The sequence below is a fragment of the Streptomyces cyaneofuscatus genome, from assembly GCF_033109485.1.
GTDB lineage: Bacteria > Actinomycetota > Actinomycetes > Streptomycetales > Streptomycetaceae > Streptomyces > Streptomyces cyaneofuscatus.
This window is the reverse complement of record NZ_CP137002.1, coordinates 2893207-2918782: the sequence shown is the minus strand read 5'-3', so window position 1 is coordinate 2918782 and position 25576 is coordinate 2893207. Positions and strand designations below refer to the sequence as shown.

Annotated in this window: 30 protein-coding genes; 19 read left to right on the top strand and 11 right to left on the bottom strand. The window is 71.2% G+C overall.

The window, feature by feature from the left end; genetic code table 11:
• Positions 1-69 precede the first annotated feature (69 nt).
• The 5 genes from R2B67_RS12335 (at position 70) to hutH (ending at position 6173) form a co-directional block, all read left to right on the top strand.
• A complete protein-coding gene (locus tag R2B67_RS12335) occupies positions 70-981 on the top strand; it encodes a biotin--[acetyl-CoA-carboxylase] ligase (protein ID WP_018510401.1) in 912 nt (303 codons plus the stop codon).
• A gap of 191 nt (positions 982-1172) precedes the next feature.
• Positions 1173-2372 carry an adenylate/guanylate cyclase domain-containing protein gene (locus tag R2B67_RS12330; RefSeq protein WP_317817883.1) on the top strand — a complete coding sequence of 400 codons (1200 nt, stop codon included), beginning with the start codon at positions 1173-1175 and terminating at the stop codon, positions 2370-2372.
• Positions 2373-2485: 113 nt separating this feature from the next.
• Positions 2486-3298, top strand: a complete 813-nt coding sequence (locus R2B67_RS12325) for an enoyl-CoA hydratase/isomerase family protein (RefSeq protein ID WP_073879011.1) — start codon at positions 2486-2488, stop codon at positions 3296-3298.
• A gap of 91 nt (positions 3299-3389) precedes the next feature.
• Positions 3390-4544 (top strand): GGDEF domain-containing protein, encoded by a 1155-nt coding sequence (locus tag R2B67_RS12320; RefSeq protein ID WP_317817881.1) that lies wholly within the window; start codon positions 3390-3392, stop codon positions 4542-4544.
• A 78-nt stretch (positions 4545-4622) separates the two neighbouring features.
• Complete coding sequence (gene hutH / locus R2B67_RS12315) at positions 4623-6173, top strand: histidine ammonia-lyase (protein ID WP_317817880.1); 1551 nt, start codon at positions 4623-4625, stop codon at positions 6171-6173.
• Between the two features lie 70 nt (positions 6174-6243).
• On the opposite strand, the gene R2B67_RS12310 is transcribed toward hutH, so the two are convergent.
• Entirely contained in the window at positions 6244-6564 is a 321-nt protein-coding gene (locus R2B67_RS12310; protein ID WP_317817879.1) for a hypothetical protein, read from the bottom strand.
• Between the two features lie 153 nt (positions 6565-6717).
• Between R2B67_RS12310 and R2B67_RS12305 the strand changes: the two genes are divergently transcribed.
• Positions 6718-7122 (top strand): hypothetical protein, encoded by a 405-nt coding sequence (locus tag R2B67_RS12305; protein WP_317824829.1) that lies wholly within the window; start codon positions 6718-6720, stop codon positions 7120-7122.
• 236 nt (positions 7123-7358) lie between these two features.
• The gene (locus R2B67_RS12300; protein ID WP_317817878.1) at positions 7359-8627 is read left to right on the top strand and encodes a L,D-transpeptidase; all 1269 of its coding nucleotides are present in this window, start codon (positions 7359-7361) and stop codon (positions 8625-8627) included.
• A gap of 87 nt (positions 8628-8714) precedes the next feature.
• On the opposite strand, the gene R2B67_RS12295 is transcribed toward R2B67_RS12300, so the two are convergent.
• Positions 8715-9284, bottom strand: coding sequence for an ATP-binding protein (locus R2B67_RS12295; RefSeq protein WP_317817877.1), 570 nt, complete (start codon positions 9282-9284; stop codon positions 8715-8717).
• Complete coding sequence (locus R2B67_RS12290; protein WP_317817875.1) at positions 9281-9601, bottom strand: recombinase family protein; 321 nt, start codon at positions 9599-9601, stop codon at positions 9281-9283. The genes R2B67_RS12295 and R2B67_RS12290 overlap by 4 nt, the downstream gene beginning before the upstream one ends.
• Before the next feature lie 214 nt (positions 9602-9815).
• On the opposite strand from R2B67_RS12290, the gene R2B67_RS12285 reads away from it, so the two are divergent.
• Positions 9816-10700, top strand: coding sequence for a helix-turn-helix domain-containing protein (locus tag R2B67_RS12285; RefSeq protein WP_317817873.1), 885 nt, complete (start codon positions 9816-9818; stop codon positions 10698-10700).
• Entirely contained in the window at positions 10700-10909 is a 210-nt protein-coding gene (locus R2B67_RS12280; RefSeq protein ID WP_317817872.1) for a DUF397 domain-containing protein, read from the top strand. Before R2B67_RS12285 ends, R2B67_RS12280 begins: the two co-directional genes overlap by 1 nt.
• 148 nt (positions 10910-11057) lie before the next feature.
• Here the strand turns inward: R2B67_RS12280 and R2B67_RS12275 are convergent, their stop codons facing one another.
• Positions 11058-12278 (bottom strand): helix-turn-helix domain-containing protein, encoded by a 1221-nt coding sequence (locus tag R2B67_RS12275; RefSeq protein WP_317817871.1) that lies wholly within the window; start codon positions 12276-12278, stop codon positions 11058-11060.
• A 240-nt stretch (positions 12279-12518) separates the two neighbouring features.
• Here R2B67_RS12275 and amcB point away from each other — a divergent pair, with 240 nt between their 5' ends.
• The 3 genes from amcB (at position 12519) to R2B67_RS12260 (ending at position 14613) form a co-directional block, all read left to right on the top strand.
• The gene (gene amcB / locus R2B67_RS12270; protein ID WP_317817870.1) at positions 12519-13631 is read left to right on the top strand and encodes a cyclophane-forming radical SAM peptide maturase AmcB; all 1113 of its coding nucleotides are present in this window, start codon (positions 12519-12521) and stop codon (positions 13629-13631) included.
• Positions 13609-13872: a multiple cyclophane-containing RiPP AmcA gene (amcA, locus tag R2B67_RS12265; protein WP_317817869.1), complete on the top strand. Its 264-nt coding sequence runs from the start codon at positions 13609-13611 to the stop codon at positions 13870-13872. The genes amcB and amcA overlap by 23 nt, the downstream gene beginning before the upstream one ends.
• A gap of 66 nt (positions 13873-13938) precedes the next feature.
• The gene (locus tag R2B67_RS12260) at positions 13939-14613 is read left to right on the top strand and encodes a pentapeptide repeat-containing protein (RefSeq protein WP_317817868.1); all 675 of its coding nucleotides are present in this window, start codon (positions 13939-13941) and stop codon (positions 14611-14613) included.
• 119 nt (positions 14614-14732) lie between these two features.
• Here R2B67_RS12260 and cutA read toward each other — a convergent pair whose 3' ends face one another.
• A complete protein-coding gene (cutA, locus tag R2B67_RS35995) occupies positions 14733-14831 on the bottom strand; it encodes a divalent cation tolerance protein CutA (protein ID WP_381074674.1) in 99 nt (32 codons plus the stop codon).
• Between the two features lie 82 nt (positions 14832-14913).
• Positions 14914-15429, bottom strand: a complete 516-nt coding sequence (locus R2B67_RS12255) for a GNAT family N-acetyltransferase (RefSeq protein ID WP_317817866.1) — start codon at positions 15427-15429, stop codon at positions 14914-14916.
• A gap of 287 nt (positions 15430-15716) precedes the next feature.
• On the opposite strand from R2B67_RS12255, the gene R2B67_RS12250 reads away from it, so the two are divergent.
• Positions 15717-16109: a DUF1330 domain-containing protein gene (locus tag R2B67_RS12250; RefSeq protein WP_317817865.1), complete on the top strand. Its 393-nt coding sequence runs from the start codon at positions 15717-15719 to the stop codon at positions 16107-16109.
• On the opposite strand, the gene R2B67_RS12245 is transcribed toward R2B67_RS12250, so the two are convergent.
• Positions 16076-16561 (bottom strand): RDD family protein, encoded by a 486-nt coding sequence (locus R2B67_RS12245; RefSeq protein ID WP_237329565.1) that lies wholly within the window; start codon positions 16559-16561, stop codon positions 16076-16078. The genes R2B67_RS12250 and R2B67_RS12245 overlap by 34 nt on opposite strands.
• Positions 16562-16825: 264 nt before the next feature.
• On the opposite strand from R2B67_RS12245, the gene R2B67_RS12240 reads away from it, so the two are divergent.
• The 4 genes from R2B67_RS12240 (at position 16826) to R2B67_RS12225 (ending at position 20104) form a co-directional block, all read left to right on the top strand.
• Positions 16826-17179: a hypothetical protein gene (locus R2B67_RS12240; protein WP_317817864.1), complete on the top strand. Its 354-nt coding sequence runs from the start codon at positions 16826-16828 to the stop codon at positions 17177-17179.
• Between the two features lie 188 nt (positions 17180-17367).
• Entirely contained in the window at positions 17368-18759 is a 1392-nt protein-coding gene (gdhA, locus tag R2B67_RS12235; RefSeq protein ID WP_018510389.1) for an NADP-specific glutamate dehydrogenase, read from the top strand.
• 152 nt (positions 18760-18911) lie between these two features.
• Positions 18912-19304 (top strand): helix-turn-helix domain-containing protein, encoded by a 393-nt coding sequence (locus R2B67_RS12230; protein WP_317817863.1) that lies wholly within the window; start codon positions 18912-18914, stop codon positions 19302-19304.
• A gap of 38 nt (positions 19305-19342) precedes the next feature.
• On the top strand, positions 19343-20104 hold the full coding sequence (locus R2B67_RS12225) for an isocitrate lyase/PEP mutase family protein (RefSeq protein ID WP_317817862.1): 762 nt from the start codon (positions 19343-19345) through the stop codon (positions 20102-20104).
• A gap of 57 nt (positions 20105-20161) precedes the next feature.
• On the opposite strand, the gene R2B67_RS12220 is transcribed toward R2B67_RS12225, so the two are convergent.
• Together R2B67_RS12220 and R2B67_RS12215 are read right to left on the bottom strand one after the other, a co-directional pair.
• On the bottom strand, positions 20162-20596 hold the full coding sequence (locus tag R2B67_RS12220; RefSeq protein WP_317817861.1) for a VOC family protein: 435 nt from the start codon (positions 20594-20596) through the stop codon (positions 20162-20164).
• Between the two features lie 98 nt (positions 20597-20694).
• A complete protein-coding gene (locus R2B67_RS12215; protein WP_317817860.1) occupies positions 20695-21609 on the bottom strand; it encodes an alpha/beta fold hydrolase in 915 nt (304 codons plus the stop codon).
• Between the two features lie 104 nt (positions 21610-21713).
• Between R2B67_RS12215 and R2B67_RS12210 the strand changes: the two genes are divergently transcribed.
• Positions 21714-22430: a TetR/AcrR family transcriptional regulator gene (locus tag R2B67_RS12210; protein WP_317817859.1), complete on the top strand. Its 717-nt coding sequence runs from the start codon at positions 21714-21716 to the stop codon at positions 22428-22430.
• 93 nt (positions 22431-22523) lie between these two features.
• Here the strand turns inward: R2B67_RS12210 and msrA are convergent, their stop codons facing one another.
• Both msrA and R2B67_RS12200 read right to left on the bottom strand, forming a co-directional pair.
• Positions 22524-23189, bottom strand: a complete 666-nt coding sequence (msrA, locus tag R2B67_RS12205) for a peptide-methionine (S)-S-oxide reductase MsrA (RefSeq protein WP_018510383.1) — start codon at positions 23187-23189, stop codon at positions 22524-22526.
• A gap of 90 nt (positions 23190-23279) precedes the next feature.
• Complete coding sequence (locus R2B67_RS12200) at positions 23280-24176, bottom strand: LysR family transcriptional regulator (protein WP_317817858.1); 897 nt, start codon at positions 24174-24176, stop codon at positions 23280-23282.
• 161 nt (positions 24177-24337) lie between these two features.
• Between R2B67_RS12200 and R2B67_RS12195 the strand changes: the two genes are divergently transcribed.
• The gene (locus R2B67_RS12195) at positions 24338-25546 is read left to right on the top strand and encodes an MFS transporter (protein ID WP_317817857.1); all 1209 of its coding nucleotides are present in this window, start codon (positions 24338-24340) and stop codon (positions 25544-25546) included.
• The last annotated feature ends 30 nt before the right edge of the window (positions 25547-25576 follow it).

The following is a 25576-nucleotide window of genomic DNA, read 5'->3' as shown; positions in this document are numbered from 1 at the left end:
CTGACTCGTAGGGTATCGGCGCGTCTCCGGAAAGGCAGTGCGTCCTTTGCCACACCTAGGGTGGCTTGCATGACACCACCGGATGCGCCACAGAACCGCTGGTCGGACCTGGACCGGCCGCCCCTGAACGTGACCGCACTGCGCCGCGGGCTGCTGCGGCCCGAGTCGCTCTGGAGCGAGCTGGAGGTCGTGGAGGCCACCGGATCGACCAACTCCGACCTCGCGGAGCGGGCCCGCTCCGGTGGCCTGGCCGAGGGCACGGTCCTGGTCGCCGAGGAGCAGACCGCCGGGCGCGGCCGGCTGGAGCGGAGCTGGACCGCGCCGCCCCGCTCCGGGCTGTTCTTCTCGGTCTACCTGGAGCCCGGCGACGACGTGCCCGTGGAGCGGTGGGGGTGGGTGCCGCTGCTCGCCGGGGTGGCCGCGGCGACCGGCCTCGCCAAGGCGGCGGGCGTCGACACGGCACTCAAATGGCCCAACGACCTGCTGGTCACCGTCCCCAAGGGCTCCGACAAGCTCCGCGCAGGGGAGACCCCACCGGGCGAGGAGCGCAAGGCCGCCGGCATCCTCGGGGAGTTCGCCGGGGACGGCATCGTGGTCGGCCTCGGCATCAACGTCTCGCTGCGCGCGGATGAGCTGCCCGCCCCCACCGCCGGGTCCCTGGCGCTCGCCGGAGCCGTCTCCACCGACCGGGAGACCCTGCTCCGGGCCGTCCTGCGCTCCCTGGAGCACTGGTACGGGGAGTGGAAGGGCGCGGGCGGTGACGCGGCCGCGAGCGGGCTCCAGGCGGCGTACGCGGCCGGGTGCGCGACCCTGGACCGGACCGTACGGGCCGAGTTGCCGGGCGGGAACTCCCTGGTCGGGCAGGCCGTCGCGATCGACGGCGACGGGCGTCTGGTGCTCTCCACCGAGGACGGGCTCCAGCAGCCGGTCTCGGCCGGGGACATCGTGCACCTGCGGGGCGCGGCGGGCGGGCTGACCTGAGGAGGGCCTGAGACGGTGTGGATACCGCGTAATCAGTAGATGTCACGCGCGACGCACCCGTATCGGGCAACCAAGGACGTGAGCTAGGGCACACCTGCCGTATTGTTGAGGCGATCCAGCGACAGATCACTGTTGGGGCGATCAGCGACAGATCGGCAGGCAGTGCGCAGGGAACGGGCAGGAGGCGGCTGGTGACCGTCGGCGACACGACGTCCGGCGCGGGCGAGGAGCGCCCGTCGGACTCCTCGGTCCATGCCACCCCGCATCACGAGGTAGACCACACGGCCGAACCGACCGACGACCCCCTCGCGATCCGCCTCGAAGCGCTGATCCTCGGGGCCGACCGCCGCTACACCCCCTTCCAGGCCGCCCGCACCGCCGGGGTCTCCATGGACCTGGCCTCCCGGTTCTGGCGGGCCATGGGCTTCGCCGACATCGGCCAGGCCAAGGCGCTCACCGAGGCCGACGTGCTGGCCCTGCGCCGGCTCGCCGGTCTGGTGGAGGCCGGGCTGCTCAGCGAGCCGATGGCGATCCAGGTGGCCCGCTCGACCGGGCAGACCACCGCGCGGCTGGCGGAGTGGCAGATCGACTCGTTCCTGGAGGGGCTGACCGAGCCGCCCGAGCCGGGCATGACCCGGACGGAAGTCACGTATCCGCTGGTCGAGCTGTTGCTGCCGGAGCTCCAGGAGTTCCTCGTCTACGTGTGGCGGCGCCAGCTGGCCGCCGCGACCGGGCGGGTCGTGCAGGCGGCGGACGACGACGAGATGGTGGACCGGCGCCTGGCCGTCGGCTTCGCGGACCTCGTCGGCTTCACCCGGCTGACCCGGCGTCTTGAGGAGGAGGAGCTCGGCGAGCTGGTCGAGTCCTTCGAGACGACCGCCGCCGACCTGGTCGCCGCGCACGGCGGACGGCTCATCAAGACCCTCGGCGACGAAGTCCTCTTCGCCGCCGACGACGCGGGCACGGCGTCCGAGATAGCGCTCCGGCTGATCGAGGCCATGTCCCAGGACGAGGCGATGCCCGCCCTGCGCGTCGGGATCGCCTTCGGCACGGTCACCACGCGCATGGGCGACGTCTTCGGCACCACGGTGAACCTGGCCAGCCGGCTCACCTCGATAGCTCCGAAGGACGCCGTCCTCGTGGACGGGGCGTTCGCCAAGGAGCTGGTCCGGCACGGGGACGCCCCGGAGTCGGAGGCCCAGGCCGCCGAGGAGGTCGCGGCGGCCGCCGAGCGGGCCCGGCTGGCCGAGAAGGAGGGCCGCGAGGTGGTCGAGGAGCCGCCCCTGCCCACGTACCGCTTCGGGCTCCAGCCGATGTGGCAGCGGCCGGTGCGCGGGCTGGGCGTGGTGGAGCCGTGGCTGCTGGCGCGGCGCGGCAAGACCGGTTCCTGAGCCGCACCTTTACGTGGTCGGGTCCGGCTCGCCCTGTCGGTTCCCCGTACGCCCTGTCTAGGATCCCTGTCGATAACGCTCGTTAACAGGGATCCAGCGACAGGGGTGCAGTCATGACCGTCACGTCCGAGCAGCGGTTCGGGGAGTTCGTCGCCGTACGGCGCCACGCGGGCCAGGAGCACGTGGCCGAGCTGGTCCTCGACCGGCCGAAGGCCATGAACGCCGTCTCCACCGACATGGCCCGCTCCATCGCCGCCGCCTGCGAGGCGCTCGGCGCCGACCGGGACGTCCGCGTCACCGTCCTCACCTCCAGCCATGAGCGGGCCTTCTGTGTGGGCGCCGACCTCAAGGAGCGGAACTCCTTCACGGACGCCGAGCTGGTACGTCAGCGGCCTACCGCCCGGGCCGCCTACACCGGTGTCCTGGAGCTGCCGATGCCGACGATCGCCGCCGTGCACGGCTTCGCCCTCGGCGGCGGCTTCGAGCTGGCCCTCGCCTGCGATGTGATCGTGGCCGACGCCACCGCCGTGGTCGGGCTGCCCGAGGTGTCCGTGGGCGTCATCCCCGGCGGCGGCGGTACGCAGCTGCTGCCGCGCCGGGTGGGGGCGGCCCGCGCCGCCGAGCTGGTCTTCACCGCCCGGCGGGTGGAGGCGGCCGAGGCGCGGGAGCTGGGGCTCGTGGACGAGCTGGTGGCGGCGGGGCGGGACCGGGAGGAGGCCCTCGCGCTGGGCGCCCGGATGGCCGCCAACTCGCCGGTCGGGCTGCGGGCGGCCAAGAAGGCGCTCCGGCTGGGGCACGGGCTGGACCTGCGGGCGGGCCTGGAGGTGGAGGACGCGGCCTGGCGGTCGGTGGCCTTCTCCGGGGACCGGGCGGAGGGCGTGGCCGCCTTCAACGAGAAGCGGAGCCCGCAGTGGCCGGGTGAGTGACGCCTCCAGCTTTTCCGCCCGCCGCGTGACGCCGAAAATTAGTTGCGCATCAAACTGATCAAAAGGGAACAAATCTACATAAGCTGGATAAATGGGTGAAGACGATGCTCGGCTGCGGGCCGTGGTTTCGCTGGCGCAGACGATGGCCGCGGCCTACACGCCGCGCGATTCGTGGCGGGCGGCCGCGCTGGGGGCCTGCGAGGCGCTGGGCGGCAGCTTCGCCGCACTGTCGGTGTGGGAGCGGGGCCGGGGCAGGCTGCGGGTCCTGGTCAACGCGGGGCAGCGGGCCGAGGGGGAGGAGGAGTTCCCCGAGGAGGAGGCCTACCCGGTCCACGAGTTCCCGGAGATCACCGAGTTCCTGCACGAGCGCTGGGCCGGTGGCGGTGAGCCCGACGCCTGGGTGGAGACCGCCGACGGCCTGCCCGGCGCGGGCGGCCCGGCGCGCGGCGCCCGCCCGTACTGCCACCAGCGGGTGGCGGCGCTGCGGCGGCGCGGCCGGGGCTGCTGTGTGGTCGCGCCGATCGTGCTGCACGGGCGGGCCTGGGGCGAGCTGTATGTGGCGCGGCAGGCCGGGAAGCCGGTGTTCGACCGGGACGACGCGAACTTCGCGACCGTGCTCGCCGCCGTCGTGGCCTCCGGGATCGCCCAGACCGAGCGGCTGGAGGAGGTCCGCAAGCTGGCCTTCACCGACCCGCTGACCGGCCTTGCCAACCGCCGGGCCGTCGACATCCGGCTGGACGAGGCGGTGGAGGCGCACCGCACGGCCGGGGTCGTCGTCAGCCTCGTCGTCTGCGACCTCAACGGCCTGAAAGCGGTGAACGACACCCACGGGCACGCCGTCGGCGACCGTCTGCTGGAACGTTTCGGCTCGGTGCTCTCCCTCTGCGGGGCGATGCTCCCGGACGCCCTGGCCGCCCGCCTCGGCGGCGACGAGTTCTGCCTGGTGGCGGACGGGCCCGAGGCGGACGACGTGGTCGGGGTGGCCACCGAGCTCTGCGACCGGGCGGCGGTGATCGAGCTCGGCAACGGGGTGGCCTGCGGGGTCGCGTCGACCGGCGACCCGATCGGCCCGGTGCGCTCGGCCCGACGGCTGTTCCGGCTCGCGGACGCCGCCCAGTACCGGGCCAAGGCCGCCCGCTCGCTGCGGCCGGTGGTGGCCGGGCGGGACGGCGAGGTCATCCGGCTCGCGGACTCCCCGCCGAAGTCGGCGCACGACCGCCGCAGGCTGCGCGGCAACCGCCCGTGACCGTACGGGCAAGGCGGTAAGGGTCTCTCTCCTCAACGGCTAGTGACATAGCGGGTTTCAATCCGTACGCTGCTGAATATGGATATGCACACTGTCGTGGTGGGGACGTCCGGAACCACCGCCGAGGACGTCGTCGCCGTGGCCCGCCACGGCGCCCGGGTGGAGCTCTCCTCCGCCGCCGTGGACGCGCTGGCCGCCTCCCGCCTCATCGTGGACGCGCTCGCAGCCAAGCCGGAGCCGGTCTACGGCGTCTCCACCGGCTTCGGCGCCCTCGCCAGCCGCCACATCAGCACCGAGCTGCGCGCCCAGCTCCAGCGCAACATCGTCCGCTCGCACGCGGCGGGCATGGGCCCCCGCGTGGAGCGCGAGGTCGTGCGCGCGCTGATGTTCCTGCGGCTCAAGACGGTCGCCTCCGGCCACACCGGCGTACGCCCGGAGGTCGCGCAGACCATGGCGGACGTGCTCAACGCGGGGATCACGCCCGTCGTCCACGAGTACGGTTCGCTCGGCTGCTCCGGCGACCTCGCCCCGCTCTCCCACTGCGCGCTCACCCTGATGGGCGAGGGCGACGCGGAGGGCCCCGACGGCACCGTCCGCCCGGCGGGCGAGCTGCTCGCCGCGCACGGGATCACCCCGGTGGAGCTGCGCGAGAAGGAGGGCCTGGCCCTTCTCAACGGCACCGACGGCATGCTCGGCATGCTGGTCATGGCCCTCGCCGACCTGCGTAACCTCTACACCTCCGCCGACATCACCGCCGCCCTCTCCCTGGAGGCGCTGCTCGGCACGGACAAGGTCCTCGCCCCCGAGCTGCACGCCATCCGCCCGCACCCCGGCCAGGGGGTCAGCGCGGACAACATGCTGCGGGTGCTGGCCGGTTCGGGGTTGACGGGCCATCACCAGGACGACGCGCCCCGGGTGCAGGACGCCTACTCCGTACGCTGCGCCCCCCAGGTCAACGGCGCGGGCCGCGACACCCTGGACTACGCGGCCGTGGTCGCGGGCCGCGAGCTGGCCTCGTCGGTCGACAACCCGGTGGTGCTCCCCGACGGCCGGGTCGAGTCCAACGGCAACTTCCACGGCGCGCCCGTCGCGTACGTCCTGGACTTCCTCGCCATCGTCGCCGCCGACCTCGGCTCGATCTGCGAGCGCCGCACCGACCGCCTCCTCGACAAGAACCGCTCGCACGGGCTGCCGCCGTTCCTCGCGGACGACGCCGGGGTGGACTCGGGCCTGATGATCGCCCAGTACACCCAGGCCGCCCTGGTCAGCGAGATGAAGCGGCTCGCGGTCCCCGCCTCCGCCGACTCCATCCCGTCCTCCGCGATGCAGGAGGACCACGTCTCCATGGGCTGGTCGGCGGCGCGCAAGCTCCGTACCGCCGTGGACAACCTGGCCCGGATCGTCGCCGTGGAGCTGTACGCGGCGACCCGCGCCGTCGAGATCCGGGCCGCCGAGGGCCTGGTCCCGGCCCCCGCCTCGCAGGCCGCCGTGGCCGCGCTGCGGGCCGCCGGCGCCGAGGGGCCGGGCCCGGACCGCTTCCTGGCGCCGGACCTGGCCGCCGCGGACACGTTCGTACGGGAGGGGCGCCTGGTCGCGGCCGTGGAGCCGGTCACGGGGCCGCTGGCCTGAGCCGGGTCCCGTACGTACACGAAGGGCTGCCGCACCGGGGGGTGTGGCAGCCCTTTTCGCGGGTACGGGGTCAGAGCGCCGGGCGGGCTCCGCCTCCGTCTCCGGAACGGCGTACGGAGTAGGTCACGAAGCCGGCGCCGAGCCCCAGCAGCGCTGTGCCGCCGATCAGATACGGGGTGGTGTCCACGCCCGGTCCGGTCTCGGCGAGCTGCGGCGCGGAGTCCTCGGCGGCAGGCTGCGCCCCCTGGCCCGACGCGGGGCCGGAGGGGGTGGTTATACCGCTCTGCGAGGCGGTTTCGACGGTCGCGTTGGCCGACGGGACGAACCAGAGAGCGGCCAGCAGCGTTCCCGCGGCGGTGGCGGTCAGGAGTGTGCGGCGAGTGACGGACACAGTTTCGATCCCCTTGCGACAACCATGAGTTAGCCCCGTGGGCCGATGCTAAGCAAAGCAGCGGGTCGGAGGAAAGTCGTGGCCGGGATGAGCCATACGCTCCGGAGTATGAGCACAGAAGAGACATCCAGGTTTGTTCGCGTTCGCGTGGAAATGGTGCTGGAGGTCACGGACCTCGACGCCCTCACCGGCACCGCGCTGGAATCCATCGCCGCCGAGTACGGGGAGCCGGTCTCGGGTATCACCGAGAGCGACACCGCCGAGGAGCGGATGCATGCCGAGGCCACCGTCCGGGCAGACGGAGCAGAGGCCCTCGCCTCGCTGATCGATCCGTTCGACCTGGTCAGCGAGGTGCCCGGGGTCGAGCTCGCGCAGGCCTCCTGGAGCAGCGAGAGCGTCGACCACGACCCCGACGCGGAGGGCTGGGACGACGACGAGGGCGACGAGGACGGCCCGTTCGTGGCCGAGATCGAGGACGACGAGGAGGGGTACGGCGACGCGGTCGCGCACAATGGGAGGAACGACGGCGAGGACGGTGACCTCGCGCAGCGGGTCTGACGTGTGAGAACACCGGCCCCGGCCTCGCTTCACCGCGGACCGGGGCCGTGCTGTGCGGCGGTTCCGTGTCCGGGCCCGACAGCGGGAACCACCGCAGGCGCAGCCGCGTCGATGAGTGGTGTTCCCCACATCCCTGGCGGATGTGGAACGGAGCACCCGTTCCGGGTGTTCTTGGAACATTGACGGGGAATCGCCGCCTGGCAGCCCCGTTCGGGGATTTTGGGGAATCGGCAACGATGGAGAAGCGTGTGATGACGGACAGCAAGCGGCGCAGGGGCCTCGCGGCCGTGTCCGCACTGCTCGGCGGCGTGCTGGTGCTTTCGGCCTGTACCGACGACGGCGGCGACAAGAAGACGGGCGCCGGAAGCTCGGAGTCGTCCCAGGCGCAGGAGGTCGACAAGGCCGCGGCCGAGGACGCGTCCGAGGCACAGATAGCGATCAAGCCGGAGAACGGCGCCACCAATGCCAGCATCAACAACGCCGCCCAGGTCTCCGTCACCAAGGGCAAGCTGACCGAGGTCGTCATGACCACGGCGGACGGCAAGGCGGTCGAGGGCACCCTGGCGGCCGACGGCTCCAGCTGGAAGCCCGCCGACCAGCTCGAACGCTCCACCACGTACAAGATCGACGCCACGGCCGAGGACGCGAAGGGCCGCAAAGCCCACGAGAACAGCTCCTTCACCACCGTCTCGCCCGACAACAGCTTCATCGGGAACTTCACCCCCGAGGACGGCTCCACCGTCGGCGTCGGGATGCCCGTCTCGATCAACTTCAACAAGCCGATCACGGACAAGAAGGCCGTCCAGGACGGCATCACCGTGTCCTCCAGCAGCGGCCAGGAGGTCGTCGGCCACTGGTTCAACGGCCAGCGCCTGGACTTCCGCCCGGAGGACTACTGGCAGGGCGGCTCCACCGTCACCCTGAAGCTCGCGCTGGACGGCGTCGAGGGCGCGGACGGCGTCTTCGGTGTGCAGCAGAAGACCGTGACGTTCAAGGTCGGCCGCAACCAGGTCTCGACCGTCGACGCGAAGACCAAGATGATGACGGTCACCCGCGACGGCAAGACGATCAAGACCATCCCGATCTCCGCGGGCGCGCCCGAGAACCCCACGTACAACGGCGAGATGGTGATCTCCGAGAAGCACAAGGAGACCCGGATGAACGGCGCCACCGTGGGCTTCACCGATGACGACGGCAAGGGCGAGTACGACATCAAGGACGTGCCGCACGCGATGCGCCTGTCCACCTCGGGCACCTTCATCCACGGCAACTACTGGGGCAAGGGCATCTTCGGCACCGCCAACACCAGCCACGGCTGCGTGGGCCTCGCCGACGTGAAGGGCGCCAACGACCCGAGCGCCCCCGGCGCCTGGTTCTACGACAACTCGCTCATCGGCGACGTGGTCATCGTCAAGAACTCCCCGGACAAGACCATCAAGCCGGACAACGGCCTCAACGGCTGGAACATGGACTGGTCCCAGTGGAAGGCCGGCTCCGCCGCCTGACCCTCGCTCCACCCCCGTCCCCCTCTTGAAGGCGGCGGCACCCCGGAACCTTCCGGGGTGCCGCCGCCTTCGGCGTGTGCGGGGCCTCTACAGCGCCGCATCCAGCCCCGCCCGGACGCGTCGGAGGAACGCGGCATCGGGCCCCGGCGGGGTGGCCGGGCGGCCCCCACGACCCTCGCCGCCCCCGGGCCGCCGCGGCAACGGCGGCCGGACCGTCATCTGTGCCCATACCGCCTTTCCGCCCGCAGTGCGGTAGGAACCCCAGCGCGCCGCCAGCTCCTGTACGAGGAAGAGGCCGCGCCCTTCCTCGGAGTCATCGCCGACGCGCTGGAGCCGGGGCGGTTCGTCCGACACGTCCCACACTTCGACGACGACGCTGTCCCGTAAGCCGACGAGGCGGACGTGGACGAGGTCGAGCCGCTCCAGCTCGCCCCACGTCGGCTTCGCTGCCACCACTCCGGTGACGGCGATGGCGTTGGTGACCAGCTCCGAGGCGACGAGTAGGACGTCGTCCTCGATGAGGGTGGCCTGCCACTTGGCGAGGGCGAACTGCAGGAAGTGACGCGAGGTGCGGACGGCCGACTGCGCGGCGACAAGGGAGAGTTGGTCGACGAAGCGCACATGCCGGGTGTGGTACGGCACCCCCTGGGCCGTCATGACCGGTCGTCCAGGCTGATGACTTCCGCGCCGCCGGTGGTGTGGAACAGGTGCGTGAGCATGGCGTTCTGGAGCGACCGGTTCAGCGCCAGCTCCCGGTAGGAGGGCACGACCACGTGCTTGGCCTCGGCGTGCCGGACGGCCGCCACCAACTCCGTGAACGCCGCATGCGCCCCCGGAACGTACTCGTAGAACACGGCCGCCAGGTGGAAGCCGTTCTTCTCGGCGTACGTGGAGAGGGCGACCTGCTTCTGCTTCGCCTCCTCGTCGCTCATGTCGTCGGGCACGCGCAGGTAGCCAAAGATCAGTGGGTTCATCGCACTTGGGTCCCCTCGCCCGCCTGTGATCACGTGGAGTGTTCGCAGGAGTCCTGTGGGTCACCGAGTGAAGCACTGGATTATTCGAATGTGCAACACTCCAGATTGGAAATCTGGAATTCGCCTTCTCGAACAGATATCCCCTATTCCATGCCGGGGATACTCGGTATTCCATTTCGGATGTAAGTTGGGTTGCAGATCGGAGGAACACCAAGTGGTGGAATCGGCAAGTGGTTCGACCGTGCCCCGCCGTCAACTGGGGCGACACCTGCGTGAGCTGCGTAATCGCGCGCGACTGACCGTGCGCGCGGCATCGACGGCCCTGGAGTGGTCGGATCAGAAGATCTGGCGTATCGAGACGGGCCAAACATCCATGCGCAGCCTGGACGTCGAGGCGATGTGTCGTGCGTACGGCGCTGACGCCGAGTTGACCAAGGGCCTGATGGGGCTCGCCAAGGAAACCAAGAACCGGGGGTGGTGGCACGCCTACGGTGACGTGATCCCGGAGGGCTTCGACCTCTTCATCGGACTGGAAGGGGCGGCAGCGAGTCTGCGTCAGTACATCAAGGACCTGGTGCCGGGTCTCGTGCAGACAGAGGACTATGCCCGAGCGCTGATCCGGGAGGGTACCCATGACGTGGACCGCGACGAGATCGAACGACGTGTGCACGTCCGCATGGCGCGCCAGGAGTTGCTGACCAGGGTGACCAGCCCGCCCACTTTGGAGCTGGCGCTTGGTGAAGCGGTGCTCCGCCAGCCGGTCGGCGGAGGTGAAGTAATGGCTCGCCAGTTGCACCGCCTGGCAGAGACGATGGACCTGCCGAACGTCTCACTGCGGGTCGTACCGTTCTCGGCGGGCCTGCACTACGGCCTCGTGTCGGGGCCGTTCACGCTCTTGCGCTTCCCCGTCAGCGGCGACGGACAACCGATGGAGCCGCCCACCGTCTACATGGAGGGCTTCACCGGCGATTTGTACCTTGACAAGGCGCAGGAGATCGAGCGGTACGACCAGGCGTTCACTTCCATCTGGGGTGCTGCCCTGGATCACAAGGGCACCCAGAACATCCTTCGGCAAGCGGCAAAGGAGTTTTCCCGATGATGAGCGCGGATCTGACAGGCGCGGCATGGCGTAAGTCCAGCCGCTCACAGAACAACGCCACCTGCGTCGAGGTCGCCTTTCTCGGTGACGGCCGCGTGGCCATGCGCGACTCCAAGGACCAGGGCAACGGGCCCGCTCTCGTCTTCACCTCCGGCGAGTGGGCGGCGTTCGAAGGCGGCGTCGTGGACGGCGAGTTCGGGCGGTCGTAGGGCGAGCCCGACAAGTGGTCGCCACGGTGCCCGGCCAGTCGTCCTGGCCGGGCACCGGCGCATTGATCGACGGATACGGGTGGAGCCGTGCGCTTGGCTCTCGCCTCGGGGGAGCACCGATGCTCGGTCGTGCCGCCTCGTGCAGGGATCAGTCCAGCGCTGCCAAGGCATCGAACAGCGATCGCCCCTCAGGGGCCCTGCCACGCATCAGTATCGCCGCCACCCTGTGCAGCTCCTGCCATGCGTGAGGGCGGCCGATCTCGGAGGCGTCGGTGATCACACTCAGGGAGGTTTCCAGCGCAGCCTCCGCCTCCCCGGAGCCCGCGTACGCGTGGGCCAGGCAGGACCCGTACCAGGCCCGGTCCCTGCGGAAGGACGGAGCGAAGGCCGCCAACCCCATCACCAAGTTCTCGGCTGCGCTCGACCATTCCTTGAGGTGAAGGTCGGCCATCCCGCGCTGTGCGGCGAACCACGACTCGCCGTAGAAGTACAGCCACGGCGGCGCGTCCGCAGCAGTTGCGATGATCTCCTGCGCCTCGTCCAGCTTGCGGTACGCGTCATCGGCATCGCCTTCGAGGGCGTGCCCGCGCCCGGCCATCTGAACGGCCATGGCTCTCGTGGCCTCGCTCACTCCGGTTGTTGATGCCGCTGCCTCACCCAGCCGGACGCATCGCCGCCCCTGCCCCTGCGACCACGCCAGGTGTGCCTTCATGCTCATGGTGGTAGCCGCCATGTCGCCGTACCCGGATTCCAGCGCCCAGTCATAGGACCGATCGAACCATCCCAGCGCCACAGGGGCGTTGTCCTGATCCTGCGCCATCCAGGCGAGGAACTGTGCGTACTCGGCCAGGAGTTTGACAACGCGGTCCGCCAGCGGGCCACGAGCTTGGTCGTAGAGGCCGGCCACTTCCTTGAACTGGGCAGTCACGAGCGGGGTGATAGCGCGTGAGCCGATGGTGTCCTCCGCGCGTCGATGCGCGGCCAGCAAGGCGTCCATCGCGTCCAGAGAGGCGGAATCCAAGCGCAGGCCGCCCCGTTTCACGGCGATCAGGCGCTCCGCGTCGGTCTCCGACACCACATCAGGCAGCACGAGGGACGGCAGGGGAAGCTCCTTGTGCCGAGCGTCCAGCAGTTCAAGGGGGACGCCAAGGCCATGAACGATCCGCTGGCGCACTTCGACGGATGTCACCGCGCGTCGCCGGTTCTCGATCGCGGAGATGTCCGGCTGCGCCAGGCCGACGAGGGCGCCGAGCTTGCTCTGGTTGCTGCGCGTCAGCCTTCGCCATGTCTTCAGCAGCGTCGACCAGTCCTCCGCCGCCATAGCTGCGCGCAGCTCAGGGTGTGCCCACACGTCCGGCTCCGGCTCCATCCCTGAAATATAGGACGGCCCTATAGGACGCCGCAGTGGCCGCAAGGTTCCGAGGCCGCCAGAGTGGTCAACGCACCCCGGAGCACAGATGACTTCGGGTAGTGCCTCCCCCTTCCAGTGGGCCGCAGGCCGTTCCCTGGCTCACCTGCGGGCCGCTGCACCGCCCGGCGGAATGGGAGTGGACGACGGCAGTCAACAACGTCGCCCCGCCTGACAGCACCCAGCATCGAGAGGAGCGCGATGCATACCCGGCTCGCCCGCATCCCCAGTTCGGTGATCATGCAGCCGACCACGCAGTGCCTGCCCATGGACTGCACGTACTGCTACCTGCCCTTCCGCAAGATGAAGCGCCTCATGCCGGTGGAGGTGGCCCAGGCCGTCGCCGGCTCCGTCAACGAGTGGGCCACGGCGAACCAGAGGTTCGAGGTCGTCTGGCACGGCGGGGAGCCGCTTGCGGCCGGGCGCGAGCACCTGGCCGCGCTCATGGCGCCGTTCAAGGATGTGAAGCACTCCGTGCAGACCAACGCGGTTCTTGTCGATGACGCGTGGTGCGAGTTCCTGCTGGAGCACAAGGTTCGCGTGGGCGTCAGCATCGACGGGCCCGAGGACATGAACACCCACCGCCTCACCCTCGCCGGCCGCCCTGGGTTCCGCGTGATCATGCGAGGTATTGACCGCCTGCGTCGGCATGGGATACCGATCTCCGCCATCGCGGTTGTTTCCCACCCCGACCCGAACAAGGCCAGTCGCTTCTACGACTTCTTCGCCGATCTGGGCGTGACCACCCTTGGCGTCAACGTGGAGGAGGAAGAAGGCGTCAACCTGGGCGCCAAAGACGCCGACCTCGTACAGGCCGAGGAATTCTGGACTGCTCTCGCGGATGCCTGGCGGGCGAACCCGGTCGTCCGGCTGCGCGAGGTGCAACGCGTGCTCAACTTTGCGGGGGCTGTCCTGAGCGGTCATGCCACGGACCCGCTGCCGATCTCCGCTCCTTGGGACCCGTTGCCCACCGTTGCCCACGACGGCAGCGTGATCATGCTGTCCCCGGAGCTGGCCGGGTTCAACGACAGCCGGTTCGGCGACTTCGCCACCGGTAGCGTGCTCCGCACCGGCCTGGACGTCCTCGTGGCCGAGGCCGAGGAGCGAACCCCCTGGATCACCGAGTTCTGGAACGGGGTGGACGCCTGCCGCGCCACCTGCCCCACCTTCGCGTTCTGCGGAGGCGCCCATGCGGCCAACCGGTACTTCGAGCACGGCGGTCGGTTCGACGGCACCAGGACCCGGTACTGCACCACCGCCAAGATCGCCCTACTCGAAGGAGTGACACGACATGTCCGTGAACATCGCCCCTGACGCCACCGCGCTCGTGATGGACTCGGCTCCGGGGTTTGCGTCCCTCTTGGAGGCCGTGGGCACCACGACCGTCGCCCGCCGGGAGAAGGCCTGGACCGACGCCGGCCAGGGCGACCGCCATGCCACGGAGGCGGTGCACGGCCAGCATGCCATCGGCACGTTCGACAACCGGCCTACCTGGGACAACCCCACGCCCGCGTTCGACAACCGTCCCACCTGGGACAACTGGAAGAACAAGTAGCCCGGACGGGGCGGCCCTGCTGGCGACACCAGCAGGACCGCACCGGCACCGCGTTGAAGGAGCACCATGGCCAGCCGTACCTTCGGCCACACCACCGTGACCACCCCCGACCTTGATGAGCCCGGCCTGTACCTGTCCGTGGTCGAGACCCTGGACAGCCCTCGCGGCTCTGTTCAGGACTTCACGTACAGGGACGTGGACCTGCGCTCGCTCGCCCTCACCGGAATCCAACTCGTCACGGGCCGGATCGCCGATATCCGCGCGCAGCAAGTCGAGTTCGATTCGGTGAATCTCCACGGTATCGAGATCACCAGCAGTGATCTCGGCTCGGCCCGCTGGAGCGGGAGCAAGCTCACCCGGGTCCACTTCCGCGACTGCAAGCTCATGGGCGCCGCGCTGGACCGCGTGGTCCTGGACGACGTGCTGTTCGAGAAATGCCGTCTCGACTACGCCAGCTTCGAGAAGGTACGCGCCACCGGCCCCGTGGTCTTCGCCGACTGTACCTTCACCGAGGCCACGTTCACCGGCTGCGACCTCTCCGACGCCGTATTCTCCGACTGCGGGCTCAAACTGACCGAATTCGGTGGGGGCCGGTACCGGGAGGTCGATCTCCGCGGGAACGACCTCTCGCAGATCCGGGGCATCGCCAACTTGGCCGAGGTCCGCATCGACCCCGGCCAGCAGACGGACCTGGCCCAGGCACTCGTGAGCGAACTCTGCATCACCCTCGGAGACGATTGACCAGGAGGACCGGCACTTGCGTCGATCAGACCGATGGCGCGGGCCCGGCTGATGGCCAAGCGGTTGGAGCCCCACCGGTCCCACGCCCCGGTCAGCGCGCTACTGGGGCGCGCGAAGGGCTAGCGGTTGGCTCGGGTGATCCAGTCCAGGTGCTCGGCACGGCCGGCATCGATCGTGAACGCGATCACCTCTGGCGAGTCGTAGGGGTGGTTGTCCACCAGGTGTTTCCCCAGTGCCTCGCGCCGGTCGCCGGTCGCCGGTCGTGCAGAACGTCACCTGATACTCGCTTCCCTGCTCGGCTCAAAGCACGCGCTGGTAGCGGCGCTCGGTGAGCGTGTTCCCGTCGTAGACGTCGTCCTGAGCCGCGCCGTCAGCCTGGTAGCCGGCCCGCTCGTAGAAGCGCTGGGCTCGTTGGTTGTCACAGAGAACCCACAAGGCTGACGCCTCGAAACCCCGGCCCTTCATTTGGGAATGAGCCTCACCCAGGAGGATCCGGCCGATGCCCTGGCCGATCAGATCCGGTGAGACGTAGAGGGCGTAGACCTCACCGACCCGACTCAGACCGGGCATCTCACTTCGACACGGCCCGAAGCAGATCCACCCCACCGGGCCACGGTCACCGAGCGCCACAAGATCTCGCGACTTTCGTCCGGGCCGGGAGAACCACTGCCGCCGTTGGCCGGCATCACCTTCCACTGTCATGGCGTCCAAATACGTCTGGGGAACGATCCCGGCGTACGCCGCCTGCCATCCTCGGACTCGGATTGTCGAAACGGCCTCGATGTCGGCCGCATTCATCTCCCGCACGTGCACCATCGCGCCACCGTAAGGGGACAGGTATCTCGGGACGAACTGCTTTCCCCTGCCGTCGGTGCCTCCATGCCTCCGCTGACGAGGGCGACGCCTGACGAACGATCTTCTCCGCTCCGGTGGACGGGCCCTGCACGCGGTCGCAAGAGGGCCCGGTCAGTTGTCGCGGCCGGGCGTTTAACCGTACGGGCCGCCGTCATGACCTCCGGGGTAATCGACGCCCTCCGCCCCGCCCGGCAGCATCGGAGACGTACCGAAGGACCACGCCACGCCGCACCCCGGAGGACCGGACCATGACCGCGTACGCCCTTGCCCACCTGCGCCCCGCCGACGGCCCCGTCCCGGACGAGGTGCTGAGCTACATCGAGCGCATCCAGGCCACCATGGAGCCCTACGGAGGCCGATTCCTGGTGCATGGGGCCGAGGTGGAGGTGGTGGAGGGGGAGTGGCCCGGTGCGCTGGTCGTCATTGCTTTCCCCGGCACCGAGGAGATCCGCGCCTGGTACGCGTCCCCCGCCTACCAGGAGATCCTGCCGCTGCGCACCCGGCACATCGACGGTGACGTGATCATCGTCCCGGGCGTCGGCCCGGAGTACGACGCGTCGGCCACGGCTGCGGCGATGCGGGCGGCCCGGGACCGCGCCGACCAGGGTCACCCCGTCCGCCCCTCCACCGCCTCCCGGTAATACCGCAGGTCGCTGCGGTGGACCTGGCGGACCCCCGCCAGGTCCGTGTGCGGGGCGGTCGGGGGGCCGCCGCCCAGGCGTTCGCGGGGCGGTGGCTCGGCGGTGGCTCCTCGGCGGAGGTGGTGCCAGGGCTGGAGGGGGAGCCAGAACAGGCCGTAGAGCCAGCGCAGGACCAGGCGGCGGAACTCCGGGCGGCCCGCGTCGGGCAGGCGGATCACCCGTACGCCCATGATCAGCTTTCCGGCGCTCGCCCGTACGGCCATCGTCAGCAGCACCTGGTTGGCGAAGGACAGCAGGGTGAGGTGACCGATGAGCACCGCGGCCGTCCGGCCCGCTCCCGCGCCCGCCGGGCCCAGGCAGGAGTGCACCAGCAGGCCGACGACCAGCAGGCACAGATAGCAGTCGAGCCCGACCGCCAGGTAGCGGCGCGTCTCCCCGGTGCCCTTGGGGATACGGGGCGGCCGGCCGGGTGCTCCGTACGGCGGTGGCTGCGGCCGCGCAGGAGCGGCGGCGGTCCGGCCGGATCCGTACAACAACCTTGGCTGATAAGGAGATTGCGCTCTCCGACGCCCCCGCGGCTTCGTCATGGGGAGCATCATGACTGATCGTCAGGCGAGGTGTCGTGGTTCCTGACGGGTAACCCCCTTGCCCCGGCCGGCCTTCACCAATCCCTTACCGTGACGGGAACAGACGCACGAGTACGCACGGGGGCGGCGATGGGACGCGACGGCACCATATGGAGGCTGCGGCGCGGCACGGAACTCGTCGGGGAGATCGCCGTCGACGACCTCGACTTCCCCTGGCTGCACGGCCGGTTCATCCCCGGCCCGGCCTACGACGCGGGGACCCGCGAGCTCTTCGACCGTGAGCTGGCCCTCATGGAGCGGCTGGACGAGGACGAGAGCGACGAGAGCGCGGAGGCGTGGGAGGGGGTCTGCTGCGAGGTGAACCGCACGCTCGTCCTGACCGGTCCGGAGGGGAAGGCCGTCGCCGAGTTCCTGCTGCACATCCAGGGTGACCGGGCCTGGTTCCGGTGGAGCGACACCCCGTTCTCCGAGGAGGGGCTCTAGGGAGGGGTCCAGGAGGAGCTCTAGGGAGGGCTCCAGGAAGCGCTCCAGTGGGCCTCCAAGGGCCCGGGCGGCCAGCATGTGGATGGGTGTCGAAGATCATCGGGTGACGCGGGACAATCAGGGCGTCGGTGCCCTCCGGGACGGGGGCGCCGACGCGCACGAGCCGACCCACGGAAGGGCTTGATCAGATGCCGCTCACCCCCGACTCCGCCCGCGACTCCGTTCACGCGCACGATGCGGCGAACCGGGTCATCGAGCCGCTCTACGCCGAGATCCTGCGGCGCAACCAGGGCGAGCAGGAGTTCCACCAGGCGGTCCGCGAGGTCCTGGAGACCCTCGGTCCCGTGCTGACGCAGCGCCCCGAGTTCGTGGACGCCCGCATCATCGAGCGCATATGCGAGCCGGAGCGCCAGCTGATCTTCCGGGTGCCGTGGGCGGACGACTCCGGCGACATCCACGTCAACCGCGGCTTCCGGGTCGAGTTCTCCAGCTCGCTCGGCCCCTACAAGGGCGGTCTGCGCTTCCACCCCTCCGTCAACCTCGGCATCGTGAAGTTCCTCGGCTTCGAGCAGATCTTCAAGAACGCCCTCACCGGCATGCCCATCGGCGGCGGCAAGGGCGGGGCGGACTTCGACCCCAAGGGCCGCTCCGACGCCGAGATCATGCGGTTCTGCCAGTCCTTCATGACCGAGCTCCACCGCCACCTGGGCGAGTACACCGACGTCCCCGCCGGCGACATCGGCGTGGGCGGCCGCGAGATCGGCTACCTCTTCGGCCAGTACAAGCGGATCACCAACCGGTACGAGTCCGGCGTCCTCACCGGCAAGGGCCTCGGCTGGGGCGGCGCCCAGGCCCGTACGGAGGCCACCGGCTACGGCACGGTCCTGTTCACCGCCGAGATGCTGCGCAGCCGGGGCGAGTCGCTGGAGGGCCAGACCATCGCGGTCTCCGGCTCCGGCAACGTGGCCGTCTACGCCATCGAGAAGGCCCAGCAGCTCGGCGCGACCGTCATCACCTGCTCGGACTCCGGCGGCTACGTCGTCGACGAGAAGGGCATCGACCTCGCCCTCCTCAAGGAGATCAAGGAGGCGGGCCGGGGCCGGGTCTCCGAGTACGCGGAACGGCGCGGCGCGCACGCCCGGTTCGTGCCCGGTACGGGGGTGTGGTCGGTCCCCGTGGACGTCGCCCTGCCCTGCGCCACCCAGAACGAGCTCCACGAGGCCGACGCGCTCGAACTCGTACGCAACGGGGTCAAGGCGGTCGCCGAAGGCGCCAACATGCCCACCACTCCGGAAGCGGTCCAGGTCTTCCAAAGCGCGGGCGTCGCCTTCGCGCCCGGCAAGGCGGCCAACGCGGGCGGGGTCGCGACGAGCGCCCTGGAGATGCAGCAGAACGCCTCCCGGGACTCCTGGACCTTCTCGCACACCGAGGAGCGCCTCGCCGAGATCATGCGCCACATCCACGACTCCTGCTACACGACCGCCGAGCGGTACGGCAGCCCGGGCAACTACGTGGTGGGCGCGAACATCGCGGGCTTCGAGCTGGTGGCGGACGCGATGCTGGCGCAGGGGCTGATCTGACCCACGGAGGAGAGGCGCCGGCGCGTGCGGGAACGCCGGCCGGTGCCTCTCCTCCGTGGCCGCTCTGTCACGCCACTTCGCCCTCAGCAGATCCGCCCGGAGCGCAACGCCCGCCCCGTGCCTGCCGGGCGCGCTGCTCCTAGGCTGGAGCGGTGACCATCCGAGCGACGAACCAGCCCCGCGCCCGCGTCATTCCGCTGCGCCCGTTCCCGACGCCCGGGCCCGCTCCGGCCCGGGAGCCGCTCTGGCGTGACCTCGTCGGGGACGTACTGCGGAGAGAACGGCTGTCCCAGGAGCGGACATTGAAGGACGTGGCCGACGCCGCACGGATCTCGATGGCCTACCTCTCCGAGGTGGAGCGTGGCCGCAAGGAGGCCTCGTCCGAGGTGCTGGCGGCCGCCGCGCGGGCGCTCGGGCTGAGCCTGGCCGATGTCCTCGCGCTGGCCCAGGGGGAGTTGATCCGGCTCTCCGGGGCGCGCTCCCGCTCCACCCGCCGGCACGAGCGTCCGGCAGGTCCGCTGGGCACGGTACGGCTGGCCGCTTGAGCGGATGCCCGGGCCGATCTGCGGGTACGGTCCTCGGCATGGACTTTCGCACCACAGTCGAGCGCGCTGAGCGCCTCAAGCAACTGCACGCCGACCACCAGCCGCTCGTGCTGCCGACCGTCTGGGACGCCTGGTCGGCCCGGACGGCGGCCGCCGCCGGGTTCTCCGCGCTGACGGTCGGCAGCCATCCGCTCGCCGACTCCCGGGGGGCCGAGGACCAGGAGGGGCAGACCTTCGAGGAGGTGCTCGCCGCCGTCCGGCCGATCGTCGCGTCGGTCGACATCCCCGTCTCCGTGGACCTGGAGGCCGGGTACGGGCAGAAGCCCGCGGACCTCATCGCCGGGCTCATCGAGGTCGGTGGCGTCGGCCTCAACATCGAGGACACCGTCCACTCGGAGGGCGGACGGGTGCGCACCACGCAGGAGCACGCGAGCTACATCGCGGGCCTGCGCGCGGCGGCCGACGACGCGGGCGTCCCGGTCTGGATCAACGGACGCACCGACCTCTTCGCGCACGCGGAGGACGCCGCCGCCGTCCTCGACGAGGCGATCGAACGGCTGCGGGCCCTGGAGCAGGCCGGTGCGGACAGCGTCTACCCGGTGAAGATCCAGGACAACGACGAGCTGCTCGCGGCGGTGACGGCCGCCGTCTCCGTACCCGTCAACTCCACGGCCCACCCCGTCAAGCACGATCTGGAGCGCTTCCGCCGCCTCGGCGTCGGCCGGATCACCTACGGCCCGCTGCTCCAGATGGCGCTGACGGACGCGATGAGGGACATGCTCGGCCCCTGGGCGCGGTAGGGCGACACCAGCCGTCGGCGCAGGGCCCGGAAAGGCCCTGCGCCGACGGCACCCGGATCAGTCGAGGCAGAACTCGTTGCCCTCGATGTCCTGCATCACGATGCACGACTCGTTCTCCTCGTCGGCGAGCATCACGCGCTCACACACCGCGCCGAGCGCCACCAGCCGGTCGCGCTCGGCCTCCAGCGTGGCGAGCCGCTCCGCACCCACGAGCCCGGTGCCGGCCCGCACGTCGAGGTGGACCCGGTTCTTGACGACCTTGCCTTCGGGGACGCGCTGGAAGAACAGGCGCGGGCCCACGCCCGACGGATCGGCGCAGGCGGACCACGCGTCCCGGTCCTCCGGCGGCAGCGAGCTGTTGTAGTCGTCCCAGGTCGCGAACCCTTCCGGCACCGGCGGAACTTCGTACCCCAGCACCTCGCACCAGAACCGGGCGAGGCGCCCGGGCTGCGCGCAGTCGAAGGTGACCTGGACTTTTCTGAGCGTTGCCATCCGGGCACCGTAGTGGCGCGAGTCGGCCCACGGCATCCGGTTTTCCCGCCCGACGGTCGCGGCGCCCGCGCTTGCCCGGTCCGCGAGCGCCCGTACCTCTACGGGCGTCCGCCCGCCGCCCTCGCCCGGTCCGCGAGCGCCCGCACCTCTGCCGCGACCGCCGCGTGGCGCTCGCGCGGGATGTCGTGGCCGACGCCCGGCTGGAGTACGAGCCGGGCGTCGCGGATCGCCGCGGCGGTGGCCCGCCCTGCGGAGGGCTTGAGCAGCGGGTCGTCCGTACCGTGCAACACCACGGTGGGGACGCGCAGTTCGGACAGGGGCGGGCCGCTCCAGCGGGCGCCGATCTGGCGGGACTGCGCGTCCGGGTCGGCGATGCCGGTGTCCACGTCGGCGGTGATCCGCTCCCGAGCCTCCGCCTCGTCGAACGGGTAGCCCGGCGACGCGCAGAGCCGCGCCACCGCGAGCCCCGCCGCGATCCGGCCCTCCCGGTCCCCGGCGGGCTTGAGGCGGGCGAACTTCGCGAGGGTCGGCAGGCGCAGATGGCGGAACGCGCCGAGCCCGCCGACGTCGCTCGGCAGCGCGGCGGACGACGTGAGCGTGCGCACCCGGTCCGGATGGCGCAGCGCGACCCGCTGGGCGACGACCCCGCCGAGCGAGTGCCCGAAGAGGTGCGCCGACTCCCAGCCGAGCGCGTCCATGACGGCTACGGCGTCGTCGGCCATGTCCTCGGCGGTGTAGGCAGCACCACGGCCGGCGGCCAGGGCGGCGAAGGGGTTGCCCCGGGCGGCGGGCTTCGGCAGCCGGGTGGACTCGCCCGCGTCGCGCTGGTCGTAGCGGGCGACGGCGAACCCGGCGTCGGCGAAGGCCGCGCACAGCTCCCCGGGCCACCAGTGCCGGGAGACGGCCAGCCCCATCACCAGGAGCAGCGGCTCGCCGTCCGTGCCCTCCTGAAGCCGGTCGTGGGCGAGCTCGACCGCACCGTTGCGGGCGAAGCGGCGTTCGGTCCAGGTCATGGCGGGCTCCTCGGGCGACAATTTACTGCGATCGATGTTCGCAGTATTAGACTACAGCCGTCCGAAGAGCTGACGAGCTGAGGTGCGAGGGAAGGTGGTGGGGCGTGGCCGACCGCGAGACCCGGCCGACAACCGTGTGGTCACGCCCCGAGCGGGGCGCGCGCGGACCCGCACCCGAGCGGAGCCGGTACGAGATCACCGCCGCCGCTCTCGCCCTGGCGGACGCCGAAGGGCTGGCGGCCGTGTCGATGCGGGCAGTCGCGCAGCGGCTCGGTACCGGGCCCGCCTCGCTCTACCGCTATGTGGGGAGCCGTGACGAGCTGCTGGACCTCATGGCCGACGCGGTCGCGGGCGAGCTGGACCTCTCCGCCGCTCCCAGCGGTGACTGGCTCGGCGATCTCGTCGGTCTGGCCCTCCAGTCCAAGGCCGCCCACACCCGCCACCCCTGGCTCCCGGAGCTGAACGACCGCCGGGGCGAGGCGCTCGGCCCGCACGCGATCGACTACCTGGACCACGCCTTGGCGGTGCTGGCCCCCGCACCCGGTACGAGCCGGCAGAAGCTGGAGGCGATCGGCCTCCTGGGCGGCCTGGCCACGCTGTTCGCCCGCCGCGAGGCCATGGCGGCCGCCGGCGAGGGCTCCGGTGCCGGCGACCCGCCCGCCCAGGCGGCCCACCTGGCCGCCGTCGCGGCCGAGGGCCGCCATCCGCACCTGCTGGCCGCCCTCGCGACGGCGGGCCCGCCACCTCCGGCGGGCCCGGCCGAGCGGGACGCCCTGTTCGAGCGCTTGCTGCGCCGGCTGCTGCCCGCGATGCTCGGCTGAGGTCCGCGCGCCGGTCGGCCGCCGCCCCAAGGCGTATGGTCGGCCGCCCCCCGAGGGGTACGGTCGGCCGCCGCCCCGAGGGGGAAGGGCCGCTCAGCCCTCGACCGGTGCCACACCGATCGGGCAGGACACCCCCGTACCGCCGATCCCGCAGTAGCCGCCCGGGTTCTTGTCCAGGTACTGCTGGTGGTACGCCTCCGCCGGCCAGAACGGGCGGCCCTCGGCCGGGAGGATCTCCGTGGTGATCTCCTTGTGGCCCGAGGCCGTCAGGACCTTCTGGTACGCCTCACGGGAGGCGTCCGCCGCCGCTGCCTGGGCGGGGGAGTGGGTGTAGACCGCCGAGCGGTACTGGGTGCCCACATCGTTGCCCTGGCGGAAGCCCTGGGTCGGGTTGTGGGACTCCCAGAACAGCTTCAGCAGCTCCTCGTACGACACCACAGCCGGGTCGAAGACGACGCGGACCGCCTCCGTGTGGCCGGTCAGGCCCGAGCAGGCCTCCTCGTACGTCGGGTTCTCCGTGTAGCCGCCCTGGTAGCCGACCAGCGTCGTCCAGACGCCCTCGGTCTGCCAGAACTTGCGCTCCGCGCCCCAGAAGCAGCCGAGCGCGAAGTCCGCCACCTCCAGGCCCTCCGGGTACGGGCCCACCAGCGGGTTGCCCAGGACCGTGTGGCGGGAGGGGACGGTGAATTCGGGGACGGGGCGGCCGCGCAGGGCCTGCTCCGGGGTGGGGAGCTCGGGGGTGCGGCGGTTCAGGAACATGCGGGGGCTCCTCCGGATCGGTCGGGGTTCGGTACGTACAACAAGGGAACGGCCGCCCGGATTCCGCGCCCGCCGACGTCGGCGGGCCGCTCACCCCGCGTCGGCGACGGCCGCGAGGGCCTGGGAGAAGGCGCGGGTCCGGGCGGTCTCGTGGTGGCGGTGCCACACGAGGGCGAGCGAGGAGTCCTGGAGGCCGGTGACGGGGACGAAGGTGACCGCGCGGCGGCCGTAGTAGTCGGCGGTGGGGTGGCACAGCAGCATCGCCCCCCGGTCCGCCTGGACCAGTGCCAGGCCCTCCTGGAGGGTGCTCACCGAGGGGCCGGTGGCGATGGGGACGCCCCCGGGGGTGGCGGCGGGAGCCTGGGCGCGGCGCCAGTACTCCGGGGCCGCGCCGTGGACGCCGATGAGCGAGCAGGCCGCCAGGTCCTCGGCGTCCAGCGCATCGCGCCTCGCGAAGGGGTGCCGGGCGGACACGGCGAGCGACTGCGGCTGCCGGGAGAAGACCTGGCCCACCACCAGCTCGCTCTCCTGGACCGGCATCAGCACCACCGCCGTGTCGACCTCCCGCCGCCGCAACGGTCCGAAGGGGTCGGAGAAGGGGATCTCCACGATCTCCGTGGCACAGTCCGGATACCGGCTCTGGAAGAGCGCGACGGCGTTCATGATCTGGTCGTCGGCCGTGCCCTGGAAGCCGATCCGGAGCAGCCCCCCGACACCCCGCGCCACCTCCCGTACCTCGTCGAGCGTCTCCACGATGGTGTCGAAGGCCGGGCGCAGCCCCGCGAGGAGCTGCTCGCCGAGCGGCGTGAGCCCGACCCGGCGGCTGGTGCGGTCGACGAGCCGGGCGCCGACCTTGCTCTCCAGGGACCGCAGCAGTTGGCTGACGCGGCTCTGCGAGACGTACAGGCGTTCCCCCGCCCGCCCGAAGTGGAGTTCGTCGGCCAGTGCGAGGAAGGCCTCCAGCTCGCGGGCGTCCAGACTGCTCATATGTCCCCCCATCATGCGTTTCCCCATCATGTGTTCCCCCCAAAAAAAGGGTCGCGGCAGCACCGGTGTTCGCGGGTGGCCGGTCCATCGATGAGCCCCGCTCATAGAAGGATGAGAGATCGGCCGTTGTTCCCCCGTCCTGTGGCCCGTTGGCTGGAGGCATGACACAGGTCGAGGAATCCACCGGCACACCGTCCGCCCGCCAGAGGCCACCGCGCGGCGGCTGGCCGGGCGTGGCGGCCCTGGCGCTGGGCACGTTCACGGTGGTCACGTCCGAAATGCTGCCCGTCGGGCTGCTGACCCCGATGGGAGCGTCGCTCGGGGTCTCCGAGGGGGTGGCCGGCCTCACGCTGACGATCACCGGGCTGGTCGCGGCCGTCTCGGCCCCGGTGCTCGTCCCGCTGCTGGGCAGGGCCGACCGCCGGACGGCGCTCTGTGTGCTGGTCGCCGTGCTGGTGATCGGCAACCTGGGCGCGGCCTGGGCTCCGGACTTCGGGTTCATGGTCGCGGCCCGCGTCCTGGTCGGCATCGGCATGGGCGGCGTCTGGGCCGTCGCGGCCGGCCTCGCCGTGCGGCTGGTGCCGGCGAAGTCGGCCGGCCCCGCCACCTCGCTGGTCTTCAGCGGCATTGCCGTGGCGTCCGTACTGGGCGTTCCGGCCGGGACGTACCTGGGAGCGGCGGCCGGCTGGCGGTCCGCGTTCCTCGCGGCCGCCGGGCTCGGACTGGTGGTGCTGGTCGCGGCGGCGGTCCTGCTGCCCCGGCTGCCGGCGGAGCGCGCGATTCCGATCGGCGGGGTGATGGGGCTGATCGGCGACGCCCGGGTGCGTACGGGGCTCGTCGTCGTCGGCTTCGTGGTGACCGGTCACTTCGCCGCGTACACCTACATCAGGCCGGTGCTGGAGGACGTCTCCGGCGTCGGCGCGGGAACGGTCGGCACGCTGCTCCTGGTGTACGGGGCCGCCGGTGTGGCCGGGAACTTCCTGGCCGGGGCCGGGGCGGCCCGCTCGCCGCGCAGGACGCTGCTGGTGATCACCGCGGTCCTGGCGGCCACCGTGACCGCCCTGCCGTGGCTGGGCGGGTCGGTGGCCCTCGCCGCCGTGCTGATGGCGGTCTGGGGCCTGAGCTACGGAGGTGTCTCGGTCAGCACCCAGACCTGGATCCTGCTCGCCGCCCCGGACGCCCGCGAGGCGGCCTCCTCGCTGTTCGTCGGGGTGTTCAACGGAGCCATCGCGCTGGGCGCGCTGGTCGGCGGGCTCGCGGCGGACGGCATCGGCACCACGGCGGTGATGTGGGTGGGCGGAGCGCTCGCGGTGGGCGCGCTGGTGACCACGGCGGCCGGCCGGGCCCCCGCACCGGCTGTCGGGGCCTGACCGGCCGGGTGTACGGGGAGCCACCGGGCC